15 protein-coding genes and 1 other RNA gene are annotated in these 16718 nt (G+C 54.2%); 12 read left to right on the top strand and 4 right to left on the bottom strand.

Going from position 1 to position 16718, the window contains the following annotated elements:
• Positions 1 to 94: 94 nt before the first annotated feature.
• From MJO52_RS16000 to MJO52_RS15985, 4 genes are all read right to left on the bottom strand, one after another.
• A complete protein-coding gene (locus MJO52_RS16000) occupies positions 95 to 685 on the bottom strand; it encodes a BON domain-containing protein (protein ID WP_252082975.1) in 591 nt (196 codons plus the stop codon).
• A gap of 3 nt (positions 686 to 688) precedes the next feature.
• Entirely contained in the window at positions 689 to 1279 is a 591-nt protein-coding gene (locus MJO52_RS15995) for an SIS domain-containing protein (RefSeq protein WP_226645585.1), read from the bottom strand.
• A 63-nt stretch (positions 1280 to 1342) separates the two neighbouring features.
• Positions 1343 to 1705, bottom strand: coding sequence for a YraN family protein (locus tag MJO52_RS15990; protein WP_252082974.1), 363 nt, complete (start codon positions 1703 to 1705; stop codon positions 1343 to 1345).
• The gene (locus MJO52_RS15985; protein WP_252082973.1) at positions 1692 to 3605 is read right to left on the bottom strand and encodes a penicillin-binding protein activator; all 1914 of its coding nucleotides are present in this window, start codon (positions 3603 to 3605) and stop codon (positions 1692 to 1694) included. Before MJO52_RS15985 ends, MJO52_RS15990 begins: the two co-directional genes overlap by 14 nt.
• 39 nt (positions 3606 to 3644) lie before the next feature.
• Here MJO52_RS15985 and rsmI point away from each other — a divergent pair, with 39 nt between their 5' ends.
• From rsmI to murG, 12 genes are all read left to right on the top strand, one after another.
• Positions 3645 to 4487 carry a 16S rRNA (cytidine(1402)-2'-O)-methyltransferase gene (rsmI, locus tag MJO52_RS15980; protein ID WP_252082972.1) on the top strand — a complete coding sequence of 281 codons (843 nt, stop codon included), beginning with the start codon at positions 3645 to 3647 and terminating at the stop codon, positions 4485 to 4487.
• Positions 4488 to 4556: 69 nt separating this feature from the next.
• Positions 4557 to 4924, top strand: an RNA gene (rnpB, locus tag MJO52_RS15975) — RNase P RNA component class A.
• Positions 4925 to 5389: 465 nt separating this feature from the next.
• Positions 5390 to 5833, top strand: a complete 444-nt coding sequence (gene mraZ / locus MJO52_RS15970; RefSeq protein WP_252082971.1) for a division/cell wall cluster transcriptional repressor MraZ — start codon at positions 5390 to 5392, stop codon at positions 5831 to 5833.
• Positions 5834 to 5845: 12 nt separating this feature from the next.
• Positions 5846 to 6778 carry a 16S rRNA (cytosine(1402)-N(4))-methyltransferase RsmH gene (gene rsmH / locus MJO52_RS15965; protein ID WP_252082970.1) on the top strand — a complete coding sequence of 311 codons (933 nt, stop codon included), beginning with the start codon at positions 5846 to 5848 and terminating at the stop codon, positions 6776 to 6778.
• A gap of 4 nt (positions 6779 to 6782) precedes the next feature.
• A complete protein-coding gene (ftsL, locus tag MJO52_RS15960) occupies positions 6783 to 7058 on the top strand; it encodes a cell division protein FtsL (protein ID WP_252082969.1) in 276 nt (91 codons plus the stop codon).
• Between the two features lie 166 nt (positions 7059 to 7224).
• A complete protein-coding gene (locus MJO52_RS15955) occupies positions 7225 to 8982 on the top strand; it encodes a peptidoglycan D,D-transpeptidase FtsI family protein (RefSeq protein ID WP_252082968.1) in 1758 nt (585 codons plus the stop codon).
• A complete protein-coding gene (locus tag MJO52_RS15950) occupies positions 8979 to 10508 on the top strand; it encodes a UDP-N-acetylmuramoyl-L-alanyl-D-glutamate--2,6-diaminopimelate ligase (protein ID WP_252082967.1) in 1530 nt (509 codons plus the stop codon). Before MJO52_RS15955 ends, MJO52_RS15950 begins: the two co-directional genes overlap by 4 nt.
• Positions 10505 to 11884 (top strand): UDP-N-acetylmuramoyl-tripeptide--D-alanyl-D-alanine ligase, encoded by a 1380-nt coding sequence (locus tag MJO52_RS15945; RefSeq protein WP_252082966.1) that lies wholly within the window; start codon positions 10505 to 10507, stop codon positions 11882 to 11884. The genes MJO52_RS15950 and MJO52_RS15945 overlap by 4 nt, the downstream gene beginning before the upstream one ends.
• Positions 11884 to 12969 (top strand): phospho-N-acetylmuramoyl-pentapeptide-transferase, encoded by a 1086-nt coding sequence (mraY, locus tag MJO52_RS15940; protein WP_252082965.1) that lies wholly within the window; start codon positions 11884 to 11886, stop codon positions 12967 to 12969. The genes MJO52_RS15945 and mraY overlap by 1 nt, the downstream gene beginning before the upstream one ends.
• A 7-nt stretch (positions 12970 to 12976) precedes the next feature.
• Positions 12977 to 14359: a UDP-N-acetylmuramoyl-L-alanine--D-glutamate ligase gene (gene murD, locus MJO52_RS15935; RefSeq protein WP_252082964.1), complete on the top strand. Its 1383-nt coding sequence runs from the start codon at positions 12977 to 12979 to the stop codon at positions 14357 to 14359.
• Entirely contained in the window at positions 14356 to 15588 is a 1233-nt protein-coding gene (gene ftsW, locus MJO52_RS15930) for a putative lipid II flippase FtsW (protein WP_252082963.1), read from the top strand. Before murD ends, ftsW begins: the two co-directional genes overlap by 4 nt.
• Complete coding sequence (gene murG, locus MJO52_RS15925; protein ID WP_252082962.1) at positions 15588 to 16685, top strand: undecaprenyldiphospho-muramoylpentapeptide beta-N-acetylglucosaminyltransferase; 1098 nt, start codon at positions 15588 to 15590, stop codon at positions 16683 to 16685. Before ftsW ends, murG begins: the two co-directional genes overlap by 1 nt.
• Positions 16686 to 16718 lie beyond the last annotated feature (33 nt).

Below are 16718 nucleotides of genomic sequence, written 5' to 3'. Positions count from 1 at the left end.
CTTTTGCCTCCGTTTTTTTGCGCTTGTTCTTTTTGACCGATATTACCAGGCTCTTATTAAGGCCTAGCTGCAGTAGCGCGCAGTGGATGTGTTGTTAGTTGATATATTCCACCGCTTTCACCACTTTCTGAACCCCGCCAATCGAGCGGGTGAGGTCAGCAGCGCGCTCGGCCTCGGCTGGGGTGAGCAGTCCCATCAGGTAAACGACTCCGTTTTCCGTCACGACTTTAATGCGCGCACCATCAATTTCTTTGTGAGCGAGTAAGTTGGTTTTTACTTTGGTGGTCAGCCAGGTATCGCTGGTAGAGGCTAGAAAAGTAACTTTACCGCGAACCTGAGTTTCATTGTAAACCTGGCGAACATTTTGTACTTGGCTGGCAGTGCGCCCGGCGAGTAGGCGCAGTTCTTGATCGGGCACCTGTCCAGTGAGTAGTACGACTCCGTTAAAGGAGGTCACATCGATATTTGAGGTCTTCAGATCCGGATGTGCCTTATTGATATTGACCGTCACTATCGTTTCGATTCTCTCGTCATCGATATAGGTGCCCAGTGAGCGCTTGCCGGGATCTTGTTGAATGGGGCCATCGTGGGTGGCCTCCATAACGGTGCTGCAGCCACCGAGTAATGCGGTTGCGGCAAGGGCAGAGAGAAGGCGTTTTCCCAAGGAAAGCTGGTTTTTTTTCATGGTTCAGTCCTCGTAGCCACCAAAAAGGCTGCTGTCGATTAGATCACACAGGCAAAAAATAGTCAGAAGGTGCACCTGGTGTACCTCTGCTGCGACATCAGAAGGCACGCGCAGTTCAATATCGTGTGTGTCTAGCAGGGCTGCACAATCGCCACCGTCGCCACCGGTCAGCGCCAGTATGCCCATATCGCGATCCCGTGCAGCGCGCATGGCTTGAACGAGATTTGAGTCGCGACCATCACTGCTGATAATTACCAAAAGGTCGCCGGGTTGTCCCAGTGCGCGCACTGGGTGCGCAAAGGTATCGGCGCTGCCGTGATTTTGCGCAACGGTGCCCATGGAGACGCCGTCACTGTTAAGGGCCATGGCGGGCAGGCCTGGGCGCTCGCGCTGGAACCCCCCGGTAAGTTGAGAGCAAAAACTCTGTGCCAGGGCGCCGCTGACCCCATTGCCGCAGAGCAGCACCTTGCTCTCTGCCAGCAGTGTGTGCACCACCATCTCACTGGCTTCCGCAATCAGGGGCGCCAGTATCTCACCGGCGTTCATGGTGGCTTCCAGGCTGTGGTGAAAAAGGGTTACGACTCGCTGTTCCATTGTGTCCTTAATACTGGCGAACTGGGGTTCGCCATACTTGGCAAGGTAAATCTCGGTTTTGCCTCAAGCTTCGAAGGCGTTTTTAATCCACTGAATGTTTTGCGCATCGCCCTCTATAGCAAGGACATCGAAGCGGCAGGGACAGTCCAGTTTGTGTTGTTGCAAATAGCCGTGAGCAGTGGCGAGCAGTTTCTGTTGCTTGCGAATATCCACACTGGCTCCGGCCCCGCCGAAACGGTTGTTGCGGCGGAAGCGCACCTCCACAAACACTACAGTATCGCTTTCACGGGCGATAAGGTCTATCTCTCCGTGGCGACTTCGGTAATTTCGTTCGATCAGGGTGAGTCCGGCACGCTGTAAATAGCGTGCCGCGGCGCCCTCCATGTGGGCGCCGATACTGCCTGCGGAGCCTTTAAAAAGTTTCACTATTATCCGCTTGCAGGCTGGGTTGTCGCGCTGGTATCGGGGGTTCTATGGTTGTAATCGGTACCGGTACACCTTTTTCAATTTGAGCCCACATCTGCTCGCGCACTATGCGCCCGTCGGTGCTTAGGCTCAGTGCACCGGTGAGGCCGTGTACTTTTTGCTCTGGGAACTGGCGCAACATTGGCAGACGCGGGTAGAGGCGGAAAGCATCTGCGCCCAGAGCGTAAAGGCGGGCGAATGCTGCCTGCGGGGCTACCTGCTCTTCGATATTCCGTTTGGTTTCACTGTCTTCAAACAGCCAGGGCAGTGCGGTAAAGCGTACGCCATTGATATCTCGATCGCGATTTGGGTTAGCCTGGCCGGCAAAAACATGTGAGGTCGCATAAACCGGCAGGTCTCCAGCATAGAAGTAGGTCAACATGGGGTTGAGCTGTCGTGCCTGCTGTGGCAGGGCGGTAACAAAGATCATGTCGACATCACCGCGCCGGCGAGGGGTGAACTCCAGTGGCGCCGACAGGCGTCCCTGGAGTGCCTTCTTGCGTGCCTTACTGTCGGGAATGAGTAGGACATCGCTGACCAGGTCAGAAAATTTGCTGTTATTAGTGAAGGTTTCATTGATGCTTACGGAGCCGCCGAGTTGCTGCCATTCCTCCACGAACGTTTCGGCACCACGCTGTCCCCAGCTGCTATTGGTGCTCAAAACCATCGCTTGGCGATGTCCCTGGCGATAGGCGTGACGAGCAATCTGGCGAGCTTCATCCTCAACTGCCAGTCCAAATTGGACCAGGTCGCCAGTAAGTCGGCCCCTGTCACCATAGTTCAGTGCGAGTGTGGGGACGGGTAACTTTTCAGTGGCCAGTAAATTAGCGACCTTACTTTTATCGAGTGGGCCGACAATAAACTGCGCTCCCGCGTCTACAGCATTTTGATAAATTTCCTCGAAAGGTTGCTCGGTACCGGTGTCGTACACCAATACCCGAGGCGTTGCTGCACCAGCTTTTAAGGCGGTGTAGTGGGCGGCCATAAAACCATCGCGAATCGCGCGGCCGGCACTGCCCAGTGAGCCACTGATAGGCAGTAATAAGGCAATATTATCTGCCCGCTGCGCAGCTAGGCGTTCCAGTAGTTGCAGTGCCTCGGGTGGGTGGGAATTGGCACTGTGTGCCGGCCAGCGCTCCCGCCAGCGGCTCAGTGCGGTGAGTTGAGAGCTGATATCGGCCTGGGTATCGCGCCCCAGCAGGGCGAGCTGATACCAGCCGCGCATCTGGGTATCGCTGCTACTGTTAGCGCGCTGCTGAAGTTCGCTGGAGGGCAGCTGGGTTAACAGCTGCCAGAAACCGTTGTTGTTCTCGGTGATGCTTTCATCAGATTGGGCCAGGTAGGAAATCTCGCGGCGCTCAGATATAGCGCTATCCAAGTCTCCCAAAAGCCCCCATAGGTCGGCACGCAGGTTTCGCAGTGGCAGGGCGGTATCGCGGGGTAGTTGCCTCCAGACGCTGTCGAGGCGCGTTGAGGTTGCTAGGTCTAAAGCCTCGAAGAAATCGTCATTATCAACCAGTAGATGGCCGTAAACCTGGGCGTAGCTGGCAAACAGAGTGTCGTTGAGCTGCTCGGGAATTATTTGGGTTACTGCGTCTTTGGCCGTCTCTTTGTCGCCCAGCTCGTATAGAATAGCCGCCGCTTGCAGACGCTGTTGGTCCCTAGCGGGTGCCGTCAGGGTATCTGCGCGGCGCAGCAGCCGCAGGGCATCACTGCGGCTGACTTGGTGGTTTGCCGGATAGGAGGGCTGGTAGCCCCCAGGCCGTGAGGCTGGAGTCTGGCAGGCAGCTAAGGCCAGTGTCAGGGCGGCGGCTGCCACGCTGGTGATCACAGTAGAGGTACGCCGGGAAGAGGCGAACATATTCTTCTCCCGCAATATTTATATTTGGAGTGAACAGCTATGGGGCCGGATCAGGCGCTGCTATATATTGTTGCTACGCCCATCGGTAATTTGGCCGATATGGTACCGCGAGCGATTGAAGTTCTACAATGCGCCGATCTGGTTGCGGCAGAGGACACACGTCACAGTCAGAGACTCTTTTCCCATTTCAATATCGATACGCCGCTAATGGCCTATCACGATCATTCTGATGACAAGCGTACGGGACAGATACTACATCGCCTGGAGCAAGGGCAAACGGTGGCGCTGATCTCCGATGCCGGTACCCCACTAATCTCTGACCCCGGCTATCGTCTGGTGCGCGAGGCGCGTGAGCGGGGCGTTCGTGTAGTGCCGATTCCCGGCGCCTGTGCCTTTGTCGCCGCACTGAGTGCTGCCGGCTTACCCAGTGACCGATTTAGCTTTGAGGGTTTTCTACCCGCTAAATCCGGCCCCCGTGAGCGAGCATTACAGGAGTTGGCATCAGACAGTCGCACTCTGGTTTTCTATGAGGCGCCCCACCGGGTCGCAGATACCTTGCAAGCGATGGCAGAGATTTTTGGCGCTGAGCGCGAAGCGGTCATAGCGCGGGAGGTGAGCAAGGCCTTCGAGACATTCCAGTTGATGCCTTTGGGTGAGTTGGTAAATTGGGTGCGTTCCGACAGTAATCAGCAGCGAGGAGAGATTGTATTGTTGGTACGTGGTGCTGAGCGTCGCCACGACAGCGAGCTGGATGGAGAGGCGCAGCGAGTGATGACTCTGTTGCTGGCCGAGTTACCACCGAAAAAGGCCGCCGCTATTGCTGCGGAGATTACCGGTGTTAAAAAGAAGGCTCTGTATAACTGGAGCCTGGAGCAGAAATAAGGCGCTGTCTTTCGCGGTTCAGGGAAAATGCCTGTTGCATTCCGGCTGTCGCCTCATTACTCTTCGCCGCGAGCTGGCCGGGCAATCGCTGTCGCCTTGTGCGATGGAGGAAAGTCCGGGCTCCATAGGGTGGAACGCCAGGTAACGCCTGGGGGGCGCGAGCCTACGGAAAGTGCAGCAGAGAGTAGACCGCCGATGGCTTCCCTCGATTTTGGTCTGGGGAAGCACAGGTAAGGGTGAAAGGGTGCGGTAAGAGCGCACCGCGCGGCTGGTAACAGTCCGTGGCACGGTAAACCCCGTTCGGAGCAAGACCAAATAGGCCCTCTATAGGTGTGACCCGCACTGAGGGCGGGTAGGTCGCTTGAGGTGTCTGGTGACAGGCATCCCAGATGAATGGTTGTCCTCGACAGAACCCGGCTTACAGGCCAGCTCACACATTTCTAAAGCCCGGCATTCGCCGGGCTTTTTATTTTGTTCCCTCTAGCTTGGCATAGCCTTTGGCGGAGAATGGAACGGATGTGCCTCTGTTTTTGATCGTGGCGCGCTTACTGGTGCTGTGGCGGCTAGTTTAATATGGTTGACTATTTTGTAAGTGGGTGCCCACTCCATTTTGTTGCTTTGTGACAGTGATTTATATGTCATTACTCCCATCTTTGCTGTAGACCCCGATTTTACTGGGGTTTATGCGGACTTTGCGGTCGATTTCCTTGACTTTGCGTCGACCAGTTTTATAGTGTCGAGAGTGGGTAAAAGTGGAAATTCGTGGAACTTTGTGGTTTATTCGTCGTCTGTAAGTGGGCATTTACACAGTGCGGCGTAAGTTTAAATTTTTCCCGCTATCGGCCCGCTGGATGAAGGGGCCTTCCGCGACAATCGCCTAGCAGAGCGAGTGAACTCACAAAGTGTATTTAGGCAGCCATGCAATCAATATGGACGCCAAGGGGCGTCTGGCGATACCGGCGAAGGTCCGCGACCGCTTGCTGGAGGAGTGCGCCGGTAGCCTGGTGATCACAGCTCATACAGAGGAGCGTTGCCTGCTGGTCTATCCGGCGCCGCAGTGGCAGCAAATTTTGCCTAAAGTCGAGGCTCTTCCTAGCTTTAATAAGGTGGCGCGCCGGGCCCAGCGATTACTGATTGGTTATGCCTGTGAGCTGCAGGTGGATGGCAATGGCCGCGTTTTGATCCCTCCTACTCTGCGCGAATATGCGGGGCTGGAGAAAAAGCTGATGCTCGTGGGGCAGGGCAAGAAATTAGAACTTTGGAGCGAGGAGCGATGGATGTCCTGGCTCGATAATAGTGACGACGAGGAGGGAATGCCCGAGGAAATGGCTTCCCTTTCTTTATAAGGAGTACACCGAGTGTCTCAAGAATTGCATCGCAGTGTGTTGTTGCGCGAGGCCGTGGACGCTCTGGTGACTGACACCGAAGGTTTCTATGTGGATGGGACCTTTGGGCGCGGTGGACACAGCGCTGCGATCCTCGAACAGCTGGGCCCCAAGGGGCAATTGTTGGCTGTGGATAAAGACCCCCAGGCGATTGACTATGCACAGCAGCGTTTTGCTGCTGAGCCGCGCTTTTCAATTTGGCACGGCTCCTTTGCCGATATGGATCTCGCTGTTGGCGAGAGGGCGGGAAGTGTTAACGGAATCCTGTTGGACTTAGGGGTTTCATCGCCCCAGTTGGATCAGGCTGAGCGCGGCTTTAGCTTTATGCAGGACGGGCCGCTGGATATGCGTATGGATACTAGCCGGGGTATCAGCGCAGCGCAGTGGGTGAATACCGAGGCCGAGGATGAGATGGTCCGGGTGTTTAAAGAATATGGCGAGGAGCGTTTCGCGCGGCGAATGGCTGCAGCCATCGTTCGCCGTCGCACTGAAAAGCCCTTCGAGCGAACTTTGGATTTGGCTGAGGTAGTGAAGGCAGCCAATCCAGCTTGGGAAAAGGGTAAGCACCCGGCTACTCGAGTCTTCCAGGCTATTCGCATTCATGTGAATGGTGAGCTGAACGACCTGCAGAGTACGTTGGAGAAGTCTCTGCAGTTGCTCGCGCCGGGAGGCCGGTTGGTGATTATCAGCTTCCACTCTCTGGAAGATCGTATGGTTAAGCGCTTTATCCGGGAAAAGGAACGCGGGCCAAGATTGCCCCGCGGGCTTCCGGTGATGGATAGCGAGATCTCTAAACCCCTGCGTTCACTGGGCAAAGCGGTCAAGGCTAATACCATTGAGGTGGATAAAAACCTGCGCTCGCGCAGTGCGGTGATGCGGGTTGCCGAAAAGCAGGGTGGGTGCTGATTCTGTGCCTATACGGTCGTTTCTTGGCATTGCTGTGCTCTGGGTGGGTGCAATTGCCTCGGCGTTGGCAGTGGTGTATTCGACTCAGCGCAGCAGAGAATTGACCGCAGAGCTAGGCCGCGCACAAAAGACCCGCGATGAATTGCGTTATGAGCAGGAGCGCCTGCTGCTTGAGCGGGGGGCCTGGTCTGCCTATAGCCGTGTGGAGAAAGTGGCCCGGGAAGAATTAAAAATGCGCATGCCGAGCCCTTCAGAGCAGATCTTGGTGCCAGTGGAGTGATTAGCTTGGTCGGAGTGTAGGCGGCTCATTTAGGCAGTGTACACCGGAAATTGACTTAATAAACATAAGAAAATTTGTTTATCGATGCGCTGTCGGGGTGCCGGTTAAATCGCCCCGCTAAGAGGTTTGTCCTCAGGATGACAATATAACGCCAAATTGGAAAATTATGGGCGCAGTAAAGAAAAAGCAAGTTCAACCGGGAATCGCTCGCTGGCGCTTTGTGCTGGTAGCGGTTCTGTTGTGCCTGCTCGCCCTGGCACTGGTCTCTCACTTAGCGCGTTTGCAGGTGGTTCCTGCAGCAGAGCGGGGATATCGCTTCCTGCAGGATCAGGGGCGCGCGCGCACCATCCGTACCGAGGAGATAGCCGCCTACCGGGGTTCTATTGTCGATCGCAACGGAGAGCTGTTAGCGGTTAGCACCCCGGTGCACAGCCTCTGGGCCAATCCCAAATTATTGCGCGAGAGCAGTCCCGAACAGGTAAAGCAACTGGCTAAGACGCTGAGGTTAAAGTCGGATAAGTTGACCGCGCGCCTGGAAAAATACCGCAATAAAGAATTTATGTATCTGCGTCGCCACCTGACCCCAGAGCAGGCGGAGCGGGTCTTGTCCCTCGATTTACCCGGTGTTTACAGCAAAAAGGAATACCGCCGCTTCTACCCCGCCGGCGAGGTGGTTGCGCAGTTATTGGGCTTTACCAATATCGACGATCGCGGTCAGGAGGGCATTGAGCTTGCTTACGATAACTGGTTGTCCGGAGAGCCAGGTGCGCAGCAGGTGGTTAAGGACCTGAAAGGTCGTACGGTGCAAGAGCTGGCTATTCAGAGAGAGGCTCAACCCGGTCAGGAGTTGCGCCTCTCGATTGATATGCGTCTGCAATACCTCGCCTATCGGGAATTAAAAAGTGCTGTGGCAGAAAATGGTGCCGCTTCCGGTTTTATGGTGATTTTGGATATCCACAGTGGCGATGTCCTCGCCATGGCTAACCAGCCCTCTTTTAACCCCAATAACCGCAAGGGAGTTAGGGCGGCGGCCATGCGCAATCGCGCCCTGATTGATCAGTTTGAGCCGGGCTCTACGGTAAAGCCTTTGACGGTATTGGCGGCGCTGGAGACAGGTCGCTACAAGCCCCATACCCAAATAGATACAAGCCCGGGTTATATCCGCGTGCCCGGTAAAACTTTGGTGGATCCGGTCAACTACGGCAAGTTGGATCTAACCAGCATTATCACCAAGTCGAGTCAGGTGGGTATTACAAAAATTGCCTTGGATTTGGAACCAAATACGCTTCGAGAACTCTTTTACCGCCTGGGTTTGGGGGAGGCGGTTGGCAGTGGTTTTCCTGGTGAGACGCCGGGAATCCTACCTAGCCGCAACCGCTGGCACCCAATCGAGCGGGCTAATTTTGCCTTCGGCTACGGTTTAACCGTGAATGGGGTGCAATTGGCCCAGGCCTACAGCGTGTTGGCTAACGGTGGGCTTAAACGTCCGGTTTCCCTGATTCTATCTGAGGATAAGCCCGGTTCTGAGGCGCAGCGGGTAGTCGAAGGGCCGCTTGTTAAGGATGTGAGCGCCATGCTGGAGACCGTAGTTGGCCGCGGCACTGGCCGTCAAGCCGCTGTAGAGGGTTACCGAGTGGCGGGCAAGACTGGCACTGTTCACAAGGTTGGTAGTGGTGGTTATGCCGATAATCGCTACCGCTCAGTATTTGCGGGGTTTATTCCCGCAGACAAGCCGCGCCTTGCCGCGGTTGTAGTAATAGACGATCCCAGCCAGGCGAAGTACTACGGCGGTGAAGTGGCAGCGCCGGTATTTGGCGCTGTGATGGCTGGGGCTATGCGCCTGCTGCAAGTGCCGCCAGAGCTTAAAGAGCCGGCGGAACGGCAGCTGGCCGCGCAGTTAACCGGAAGGGGTTCAAAGTCGTGACTCAGCGCGAACAATCATTTATCTCCCTGCAGGAATTGGTGCCCGGATACGCGAGCATACCCGATGTACCTGTTAGTGGTGTAGCTCTGGATAGCCGCAAGGTGAAAGCTGGCGATGCTTTTATGGCGTTGCGCGGCTCTGTCGTGGATGGGCGGGAATATATTGATGCTGCAATAGAAGCTGGCGCTGCCGTAGTGTTGGCGGATGGGGACAAACTGGAATGTAAAACCCACAAGGATATCCTTGTGGTTACCGTACCCGGGCTTGCTAAGCGGGTGGGGGAAATAGCCGCGCGCTTCCACGATAATCCCAGCGGAAAAATGCATTTGGTGGGAGTGACCGGCACCAATGGTAAAACTACCTGTGCTTATCTCACCTCCCAGTTATTGGCTCGGCATTTTGGCAGCGCTGCCCTGATCGGTACCATTGGCAATGGCATATGGAATCACGGGGTGATTGAGCTGCATGAGACGGGGCTCACAACTCCTGATCCTGTGCGGCTACAGGAGGACTTTGCTGATTTTTGCCGACGCGGAGTAGGTGCTGCGGCGATGGAGGTTTCCTCCCATGCCCTGTCACAGGGCCGAGTACATGGTCTTATTTTTGATACCGCAATTTTTACCAATCTTTCCCGCGACCACCTGGATTATCACGGCAATATGGCAGCCTACGGGGCTGCCAAAGAGAAATTATTTGGCCTGCCAAAATTAAAGCGCGGCATTATAAATCTGGATGACCCTTTCGGCGCTCAACTGGCGGAGCGTTGCAGATTGCGCGGGTTGCGTGTAATGACCTATGGCCTGCAGGCGGGCGACCTGCATGTGACAGATTTACGTCGTCATGAAAAAGGCTTTTCTGTCCAGCTCAGCTCTCCCTGGGGGAGTGGTGAACTCAATGCATCGCTGATTGGCGATTTCAATATTTATAACGCACTTGCAGTTATCGCTGCTGCTGCTTCGGCGGGCATGCCGTTCGAGGAAATTCTCACGGTTTTTCCCTCTATTCAGGGGGTGCCCGGTCGTATGGAGCGGGTTCAAGTCGAAGGTGTCTATGAAGTGGGAGTGTTGGTCGATTACGCCCATACTCCAGATGCATTGCGAGCGGCGTTGGCCGCTGCACGCCCTTATTGCCGTGGGAAATTGTGGTGTGTATTTGGCTGTGGCGGTGATCGTGATACTGGCAAGCGCGCTTCAATGGGGCGTATAGCTTCGGAAATGGCCGATCGGGCCATTGTTACCAGCGACAATCCCCGCAGTGAAGAGCCGCAAAAAATTATCGACGATATCCTCGAAGGTGCTGCCAGTAATATTGAAGTAGAAATTGATCGGGCCAAGGCTATTGGCCAGGCAGTGGCTGCGGCACAGCCGGGAGATATAGTGCTGATCGCTGGTAAGGGCCATGAGAATTACCAGATTATCGGCAGCGAAAAAATTCATTTTTGCGATCGTGAGCAGGCAGCTTCTGCGTTGCTTCGGCGTATGGGTAAGCCCCTCAAGGTTGAAGGGATGAAGGGGGAAGCCCAGTGATTGGGTCGTTATCTCTTAAGCAACTGCAAGAGCGCTTCGGTGGTGAGTTGATCAATGGCTCGGTCGAATTTTCTGAAGTGTGCACAGATACTCGTAAATTAAACCCCCAAGCATTGTTTGTTGCATTGGTTGGTGACAATTTCGATGCTCATGATTTTGTCGGAGAGCTTGATGGTCAGGCACTTGGCTTAGTTGTTGATCGGGAGGTTCGGGGTTGCAGCCTGCCTCAGTGGCGGGTGAAAGATACTACCGTAGCACTCGGACAAATTGGTCTGCTGTGTCGTGAGAAATTCTCTGGTCCAGTAATTGCGATTACTGGTTCCTGTGGCAAGACCACGGTTAAGGAAATGCTATCGGCGATTTTTTCCCAACGCCACACACCTTGTGTGACTGCAGGCAACCTAAACAACCAGTACGGTCTGCCGATAACCCTTTTCGGCCTCAGCGAAGAGCACGATGTACTGATTTTGGAGATGGGGGCGAATGGACCTGACGATATTGCTTATCTGTGTAGTATCGGCAAGCCACAAGTGAGTGCCGTCAATAATGTTATGCCCGCTCATGTTGAAGGGTTTGGTTCTATTGACGCCATCGCCAAAGCCAAAGGTCAAATTTATACAGGGTTGGATGTCGGTGGAACCGCAATTATCAATGCCGATGATAATTACGCAGACTATTGGCGCGGGCGAATGCCCGAAGGTGTGCGTACTTTAGAGGTGGGGCTTGCCAGCCAGTGTGAAATCTTTGCGGAAAATATTGTCCTGAATAATAGTGGTTGTGCCGGATTTGACCTAGTGATTGAAGGGCTTAGCTACCCGTTGCAGCTTCAGCTACTTGGAGAGCACAACGTGCACAACGCTCTAGTAGCGGCAGCCTGTGCTTTTGCTGCGGGGATATCGGCAAAAGAAATTGTTCAGGGGCTATCAAGCCTGAGAGGTGTCAGCGGCCGCTTGCAGGAGCAGCGCGGTATTTGTGGAGCCACAGTTATCGACGATAGTTATAACGCGAATCCGGGTTCTGTAGGTGCGGCTATTGAGCTATTGGCACAACGACAAGGAAAACGAATCCTGGTGCTTGGGGACATGGCGGAGTTGGGGCCAGATGCTGAGGGCATGCATCGCGACGTGGGTGATCTGGCGAGAGAGCGAGGGCTTGATGCGCTGTTTACCCTGGGACCATTAGGCACTGCAGCCAGCTTGGCATTTAGCCATGGGGGTAAAGAGCCCCTGCAGAATTACCGGGAGCGGGAGCCGTTGATCGCGGCTCTGACCCATGAATTAGATAACAACACCACTGTTTTGGTGAAGGGTTCTCGTAGTGCCCGTATGGAACTGGTCGCTCAGGCCCTGCTTGGCAACAGCAGAGGGGAGTCGTAATGCTGCTTTGGCTGGCGGAATTATTACAACAACATGTGAGCACCTTTTCGGTGTTCAATTATTTAACTGTCCGCGCAATTCTTGCGGCCCTTACCGCACTGGGGATTTCCCTGATTGTTGGACCGCGCATGATCAACTGGCTGAACCATTTACAAGTGGGGCAGGCGATTCGCGACGATGGCCCTGAAACACATTTGAGTAAATCCGGTACGCCCACTATGGGCGGCACCCTGATTCTCGCCTCGATCTTTGCTTCGGCGCTGCTATGGTCGGATCTTGGTAATCGCTATGTGTGGGTCACATTACTGGTGACCTTTGTCTTTGGCGCGGTAGGTTTTGTCGATGACTATAAAAAAGTTGTACACAAGAACCCCCGCGGCCTCATCGCGCGCTGGAAATATTTTTGGCAGTCCATTGCCGGTTTAGGGGCGGCCATATATTTATTTATGAGTGCGACCAGCCCGGCCGAAACCCAGTTCTTTGTGCCTTTCTTTAAAGACGTCGCTATTAATCTTGGGCCCGTCACCTTTATTTTGCTGACCTATTTTGTAGTGGTGGGTTCCAGTAATGCGGTTAATCTGACCGATGGTCTTGATGGCCTGGCAATTATGCCTACGGTGATGGTAGGCGGGGCACTGGGAATTATTGCTTATTTATCTGGACATGCGGAATTTGCCGATTATCTACATATTCCTGCGATTGCTGGTGCGGGGGAACTCGCTGTATTTTGTGCGGCTCTGTGCGGTGCAGGCTTAGGGTTCCTATGGTTTAACACCTATCCGGCGCAGGTGTTTATGGGGGATGTGGGTGCCCTGGCCCTGGGTGCGGCACTGGGCATCATTGCGGTGATCACTCGCCACGAGATTGTGCTGTTTATTATGGGGGGCGTGTTCGTGATGGAAACCGTTTCAGTCATCCTGCAGGTTGCGTCCTTCAAGTTGACGGGTAAGCGTATTTTCCGCATGGCCCCGCTGCACCACCATTTTGAATTGAAAGGTTGGCCCGAGCCGAGGGTAATCGTGCGTTTCTGGATTATCACGGTAATTCTGGTTCTGGCTGGACTGGCAACACTGAAACTCCGATAAAAAAACAATGAGCCTGATCGCGACTTCTTCGCAGCACAAAGTGGTAATTGGACTGGGCGCTACCGGGCAATCGGTGGTGCGCTATCTGCTGCGTCATGGTCATACCCCGGTGGTGGTGGATAGCCGTGATAACCCTCCAGGGCTTGCGGCTTTTCAAGGGGAATTTCCCCAGGTCGCGGTGGAAACCGGCCCACTACGTGCAGACACTTTACTTGCGGCCAGTTTAATTATTGTCAGCCCTGGTGTGCCCTTAGCGGAGCCGGTTTTGCAAAAGGCGGTTGCCGAGGGTATTCCGGTTGTTGGTGATATTGAATTATTTGCCCAGGCTTTAGTGCGAAAGCAGTCCAAAGCGAAATTGGCCGCGATTACTGGTTCTAACGGCAAAAGCACGGTCACGACACTACTTGGCAGAATGGCTAAAGCCGCCAATATTTCTGTGCGGGTGGGTGGCAATATTGGCGTACCGGTGCTCGATTTATTGGATGACCCCTTACCGGAGTTGTTTGTACTGGAGCTTTCCAGTTTCCAATTGGAGACAACTTATTCCCTCACTCCAACAGTAGCGACTGTTTTGAATATGAGTGCGGACCATATGGACCGCTATCCCAGTATGTTGGAGTATCACCGGGCGAAGCAACGGATTTATCGCGGTGCAGAAGTATTTGTGGTTAATCGCGAAGACCCCCTGAGCCAGGGACCTCTGTCGCGCGAGCGGCGTGAGTGGACTTTCGGCCTTGATCGGCCGGACTTAAAACAGTTTGGTGTGTGCTTATCTGGGGAGCGTGAGTGGTTGGCTCAAGGAAGTGAGCAGTTATTGCCGGTCGATGAGCTGGCGATGGTGGGCAAGCATAATATTGCCAACGCTTTGGCTGCATTGGCCATGGGTACTGTAGTGGGACTGCCCATGGCGGCAATGCTGTCGGTGCTGCGTAGTTTCCCTGGCTTGGCACATCGCTGTGAGCGCGTGGCGGATTTACATGGCGTAACTTATGTCAACGACTCTAAGGGCACTAATGTAGGTGCAACACAGGCCGCGTTGGATGGATTGGCGACCTCAACCCGTAAAATAGTTTTAATCGCAGGTGGAGATGGTAAAGGTGCAGACTTTTCCGCATTGAAGAAAAGCGGAGGCTCCTTGCGTGCAGTGGTTTCAATCGGTGTTGATGGCGACAAAATTGCCAGCGTGTTTGCCGGTCAGTGCAGGACACTCAGCGCTGATTCTATGGCGGATGCTGTGAGTAAGGCCCGAACTTTGGCGCATAGCGGAGACTACGTGTTGCTCTCCCCGGCGTGTGCCAGCTTTGATATGTATCGCAATTTTGAAGCGCGTGGTGAAGACTTTCGCAATATTGTAGCGACGCTGTGTGAGTGCTCACGGGAGGGGCAATGAGTGAATTGCCCTCCCTAAATACCAGGCGTGATTTTCTCGATGCTCTTTTACCTTTTAGCGTTTTGGCGCTGGTGAGCATCGGCGTTGTGATGGTGGCTTCAGCGTCGATCGCTTTTGCTACAGATATTTATGCAGACCCTTGGTATTTCCTGAAGCGTCACTTGGTATTCTTGTTAATTGGGGCAATTGCGGCGTTATTGGTAAGCCAGATCCCATTGGCTATTTGGTCGCGCCTATCTTGGCCACTGCTACTGTTTTCCTGTCTGCTTTTAATCGTGGTATTGGTGCCAGGTATTGGTCGAGAGGTAAATGGTAGTCGACGCTGGTTGGTGTTTGCGGGAATTACTATCCAACCTGCAGAAGTGGCGAAGTTTTGCATGCTGGTATTTTTTGCCAGTTTTCTAACCCGGCGCAGCAAGCAATTACACCACTGGAGCAGCTTTATGGTACCGGTGGTTATTCTCACGATGGTTGCTTTTTTACTGTTATTGCAACCGGACTTCGGCTCTGTGGTAGTACTTTCCGGCACAGTGCTGGCGATGGTGTTTTTGGGTGGTGCACGCTTACCCCACACGTTTTTACTCGTGGCGGCAGCGGCTTGCGGTTTGGCCTTGATGGCGCTGATGAGCCCCTATCGTTTGCAGCGCCTGCTAACGTTTCTAGACCCCTGGGGAGACCAGTTTGCCAGTGGCTATCAGTTGACCCAATCGCTCATCGCTTTTGGTCGTGGTGAATGGTTTGGTGTGGGGCTGGGTAATAGCGTGCAAAAACTGTTTTATCTGCCCGAGGCCCATACCGACTTTATTTTTGCCATCCTCGCCGAGGAGTGGGGCATGTTTGGCGGCTTGGTTGTTGTTGGGCTTTTTGTGCTCCTGACCTGTTCGCTATTGCGTTTGGTCCGTGAAGCCCTGGCACAACAAAAATTTTTTGCGGCTTTACTGGCATTTGGCATGGCAATACAGATTGCTGGCCAGGCTTTTGTGAATATGGGAGTGGCTTCAGGGTTGTTACCGACTAAGGGGCTGACCCTGCCGTTTGTCAGTTCCGGTGGTAGTAGTTTGATTATTTGCTGTGCCCTATTGGGGTTGGCTTTGAGGATTCGCACTGAATTGCGAGGGCAATTTGGGCAAGCCGGGGATAGTGAGGAAAGTCCTGGTTTGTTTGGGAAGTTGCCAATTTTTGTCCGGCGCCGCACCAGTGCTGGCGTTGGTAGTGGGGAGGTAGTCTGATGTCCCATGAAGAAAAAATTTTCGCCAATAAGAAGTTTTTACTGATGGCCGGAGGTACCGGTGGCCATGTATTTCCAGCACTGGCAGTGGCAAAAGCCTTGCAGGAGCGCGGTGCCAGTGTTGAGTGGCTGGGTACACAGCGCGGTATCGAAGCGCGTTTAATTCCCGAGGCGAATATTCCACTGCACTGTATTCGTGTGGAGGGTGTGCGTGGCAAAGGCAAATTGGCCTTGTTCAAGGCACCTCTGCAGATTTTTCGCGCGGTGGTCCAGGCCCGTGCCGTGGTAAGGGCGGTAGCACCAGATGCGGTGCTCGGGTTCGGTGGCTTTGCCACCGGTCCCGGTGGTGTAGCAGCACGACTCAGTGGAATTCCGCTGATTATTCACGAGCAGAATGCGGTTGCCGGCACCACTAACCGCCTGCTTGCTCGAATCGCGAGTAGGGTATTGGAGGCTTTCCCCAGTGGTTTGCCTGGTGCTAAGCAGGTTGGCAATCCGGTGCGCACTGAGATTGCGAGTTTGCCTGAGCCGCAACAGCGTATCGGAAATGAGGCACCACTGCGCCTGCTGGTGCTCGGTGGCAGTCTCGGCGCTGTGGCAATTAATGAGCTGGTGCCAAAAGCTGTGGCTCTTCTGCCGTTATCCCTACGGCCGAAAGTGGTTCATCAGGCGGGTGAACGTCATGCAGCGTTGGCCCAAGAAGCTTATAAGGCTGCGGGAGTAGAGGCAGAGGTTGTACCTTTTATTGCGAATATGGCCGATGCCTATAGCGTTGCAGATTTGATCATTTGTCGCTCCGGGGCGCTGACTGTGTCGGAAATCGCTGCCGCTGGTGTGGGCGCAATTATGGTGCCTTTTCCCTTTGCGATTGATGATCATCAGACACGCAATGGCGAGTGGTTACAGAATGCCGGTGGCGCTGTGGTAATTCAGCAGAGCGCCATGGATGCACAGAGTCTGTCAGAATTATTGCAGAAGCTTCTCTCAGACCCTCAAGCGTTGCTTGCGATGGCGAAAGCTGCGCGCAGTGTGGCAAAAATTGATGCAACCGAGCAGGTAGTAGGTGCCTGCGCTGAACAGCTGGCTCTTGTCAGATAGCAAATAAAAAATGAGTGGATCAAGGTTAGAAAG

This window comes from Microbulbifer variabilis (genome assembly GCF_023716485.1).
Taxonomy (GTDB): Bacteria; Pseudomonadota; Gammaproteobacteria; order Pseudomonadales; family Cellvibrionaceae; genus Microbulbifer; species Microbulbifer variabilis_B.
This window is presented reverse-complemented; position numbering and strand designations above follow the sequence as displayed.

Coding starts and splice junctions, on each gene's coding strand:
- MJO52_RS15955 (WP_252082968.1), top strand. CDS start 7,225: ATGGGCGCAGTAAAGAAAAAGCAAGTTCAACCGGGAATCGCTCGCTGG.
- murD (WP_252082964.1), top strand. CDS start 12,977: ATGAGCCTGATCGCGACTTCTTCGCAGCACAAAGTGGTAATTGGACTG.
- mraY (WP_252082965.1), top strand. CDS start 11,884: ATGCTGCTTTGGCTGGCGGAATTATTACAACAACATGTGAGCACCTTT.
- MJO52_RS16000 (WP_252082975.1), bottom strand. CDS start 685: ATGAAAAAAAACCAGCTTTCCTTGGGAAAACGCCTTCTCTCTGCCCTT.
- ftsW (WP_252082963.1), top strand. CDS start 14,356: ATGAGTGAATTGCCCTCCCTAAATACCAGGCGTGATTTTCTCGATGCT.
- murG (WP_252082962.1), top strand. CDS start 15,588: ATGTCCCATGAAGAAAAAATTTTCGCCAATAAGAAGTTTTTACTGATG.
- MJO52_RS15985 (WP_252082973.1), bottom strand. CDS start 3,605: ATGTTCGCCTCTTCCCGGCGTACCTCTACTGTGATCACCAGCGTGGCA.
- rsmI (WP_252082972.1), top strand. CDS start 3,645: ATGGGGCCGGATCAGGCGCTGCTATATATTGTTGCTACGCCCATCGGT.
- MJO52_RS15995 (WP_226645585.1), bottom strand. CDS start 1,279: ATGGAACAGCGAGTCGTAACCCTTTTTCACCACAGCCTGGAAGCCACC.